The 2857-nt window shown below is 36.6% G+C and carries 4 protein-coding genes; all 4 read left to right on the forward strand.

The genetic code is table 11. The features are described 5' to 3' along the window. Window positions 1-284: hypothetical protein (locus K6D58_RS09255; RefSeq protein WP_296830011.1), on the forward strand; the 284-nt coding region annotated here is incomplete at its 5' end. 232 nt (window positions 285-516) lie between these two features. Continuing rightward, complete coding sequence (locus tag K6D58_RS09260) at window positions 517-1488, forward strand: metallophosphoesterase (RefSeq protein ID WP_296830013.1); 972 nt, start codon at window positions 517-519, stop codon at window positions 1486-1488. Between the two features lie 308 nt (window positions 1489-1796). Continuing rightward, window positions 1797-2183 (forward strand): hypothetical protein, encoded by a 387-nt coding sequence (locus tag K6D58_RS09265; RefSeq protein WP_296830015.1) that lies wholly within the window; start codon window positions 1797-1799, stop codon window positions 2181-2183. A 5-nt stretch (window positions 2184-2188) separates the two neighbouring features. Beyond that, a complete protein-coding gene (locus K6D58_RS09270; protein ID WP_296830017.1) occupies window positions 2189-2722 on the forward strand; it encodes a hypothetical protein in 534 nt (177 codons plus the stop codon). Window positions 2723-2857: the final 135 nt, after the last annotated feature.

Here is a 2857-nt window from a genome sequence, read left to right on the forward strand (position 1 = left end):
GTTATCCTCATATTGGAACGTATACAGATACATACCTCATAGAAGGAAGCCATGATAATTATAAAGAGCGTTCTCAGAACATCGATATCCGCTATTATGTAAATAACGGCGGTTTTGAATTTTATTCTCTTGGTACGGGGGAAAGAAATCTCTGGATTGAAAATCGTGGAGATTCAGTCTTGGATATTTACGGTTGTGGTTCGCCAATAGAACTTAAACCTGGAAAAAGAATTCTTGCATTAAAAAGGATAAAAGTAAATAGAGACTTAGAGTTTAAATTTTAAGTTTAATGTTTTTTTGAAAGACCTATGTTACATTGTAATTAAGTTACCAAGAGCAGAAAGGAGTCTGCCAGGATGATGTTTAGGGCGAGGAAAGCCATGCTATTGCGTGTCTCACCGTTTGAGTGGGTGGCTATGTTGGCGAATTGGATGCCAGGGTAGACCGTGCTGAGCTAAAATATCATTGACTGATGATGGGGGCTCCGTCCATCGGTAACTTTTTTTAGGAATACTTATGGCAAGGATACTTTCAGTTCCAGATGTTCACGGTTCTCATGAATGGGAAGTTGTAAAGACACTTCCTAAAGACAGCTATGATTTCATTGTTTTTCATGGTGATTATTTTGATTCATGGGAAAACGAATGGCCGGACCAGGGAGAAAACTTTAAGGCCATATGTGATTTTGTTCGAGAAGATACTGAACACAGAAAACTTTTAATCGGAAATCACGACTGGTCGTACTTGTCGCGGTCTCGCGAAGGACAAAATTGTTCTGGACATCAGAGCGGTTCAATTTATAGTGAAGGAAAAATTACTGTAATCAGGGAACTATTGCTTGGTGCAAAAGATATTCTCGAACTTGCTTTTGAATGTGACGGATGGTTATTTAGTCATGCAGGCTTCTCTAAAACTGCTGTAAATTACATGCAGGAAATTCTTAAAAACTTAAGAATAATTCAAGATGAAAACGAATATTCCATCAGCCTCTTAAACTCAGTTTTTAAAAAGCGGCTTGAAGAATACGACATTCAAAACTTTTCAAAGTGGATTACATTTGATGAAAAACTTGACTGGGACGGCTGCTTTAGCGGAAGCGGAGATGAACCTTCTCAATTCTGTCTGTGGATTCGACCTGATTCCCTTCTTGAAGATGCCTATTACAATAAGCAGGTCGTAGGCCACACAGAGCTTTGCATTTACGATAAAATTTATTTGCAGCAAGGAGAGAACAAAGTCATCGTTGTAGATTCGCCGAATCATGAAGTTTACGATGTTCTCGATACTCAAAAAGAATATGCGTTTTTCTCCGTGCCAGAGATAAACAAACAACAAAAGAAGCTTTTTAAGGTTGTAAACAATATTAAAAGCCAGCTTATCATGCACAACGACACAGAGGATTTTATCAGAAAGTCGCTTAAGGAACACTTTTCTGATGAGGTTGTGGAAAAACTGATAAAACTTGCATTTAAGGAATATTTGGAATAAGGAGAGAAACTTGAGATATTGAGAGAGGAATTTGAATTGCTATGGCTTGAATGATTTTAAATTTTAAGTTTAATGCAATTTAGAAAAATGTATGTTAACGTGTAATTGATTGAGCCTGAGTAAGACACAACCTCTGTTCTATCCCTTCCGCAAGGAATGCCGTGTGAAAAAAGTTGCTGTGCCTGGTTCATTTGGGATAGAAGCAGCACCCGCCTGATTCTGGAGAAAAGAGGAATCAGGTTTGTAGCCATACTGTGCAGGTACAGCCTTTATGGCATCTGCTTCTTCCCGTTTTTTGAGATGAAGTTATGAATGAAAATAATACGCAAGAACAAGAATGGAAGTGGTGCCTCGTCGGAAATATTGTTCAGGAAAGAGAATACGGCGAAAATCATGAAGTAAAACTCGGAACAAAACATTTTTCTCCAGGCACTAAAGTTTATTGTGCACCAGGACATTGGGGTGACGGCTATGAAAATATCTTCGTTATAGGTAAACACAGGGGAAGTCCAAAGTATATTGAAATTATTATGCCCAAAAAGCATATTGAAAACTTCCGCTGCCAAAAAGTTTTCAAACCTGCAGTTTTAAAATTAATGAATGCCAGTAAGTGGGGCTTCTGGGATAATTCAGACGATCATCGTGATACAATTACAAAAATGGCAGAAGGATTAAACTTAGGAAGCTTTGACTAAAGAATATGTCTAAAAATCATTATACTGAATACAAGAATTACTCTTCTCTTGACTTAATCAGTAAAGTAAATTGCTGGTGCAGCGGATTATATTTAAGTTCAAAAAAGTATGCAGAAATGAGGGAGACTTTACGAATACGAATTAAGTTCCTACATAACTACAATAGAAATAAATCATTTTTTCAAAATGACATTCACAATGAAGTATTCAGAGTTTTAATAAATGATTATAAACTTTACTGTGAACATGAATGTAATGATTTTGCTGTTGGAGTCAGCCCTGCAAATCAGCACATGAATAAATATTTTAAGAACCTTCAAAAACAGCTCTTATCTGCCTTAAATCAATTGGATCGATGTTGGGGTTTTTACGGTGTTTGGGGATACGGAATGAATTACGGAAAGTGTCATATTGAACAAGAATCGGATGCAATCAGAATTCACCGAAAATTAAATGCAGCAATTGAATGCTTAAAAAAGGTTGCAGAAGAAACAGGAAATGAAGATTGTATTGAAACACTATCAGAATTAGAAAAATGAGACAAATCTTGTTCTTTTAATGATTCTTAATTATATGTTAAATTTAATACATCGTTATTGCGGATGGTCGCAAACGAGTAGCGGGCAGTTCTTCTGTAAAATGAAGGGCTGATATTGTAGGTGCAACTCCTACCC

The sequence above is a fragment of the Treponema sp. genome, assembly GCF_024696245.1.
GTDB lineage: Bacteria > Spirochaetota > Spirochaetia > Treponematales > Treponemataceae > Treponema_D.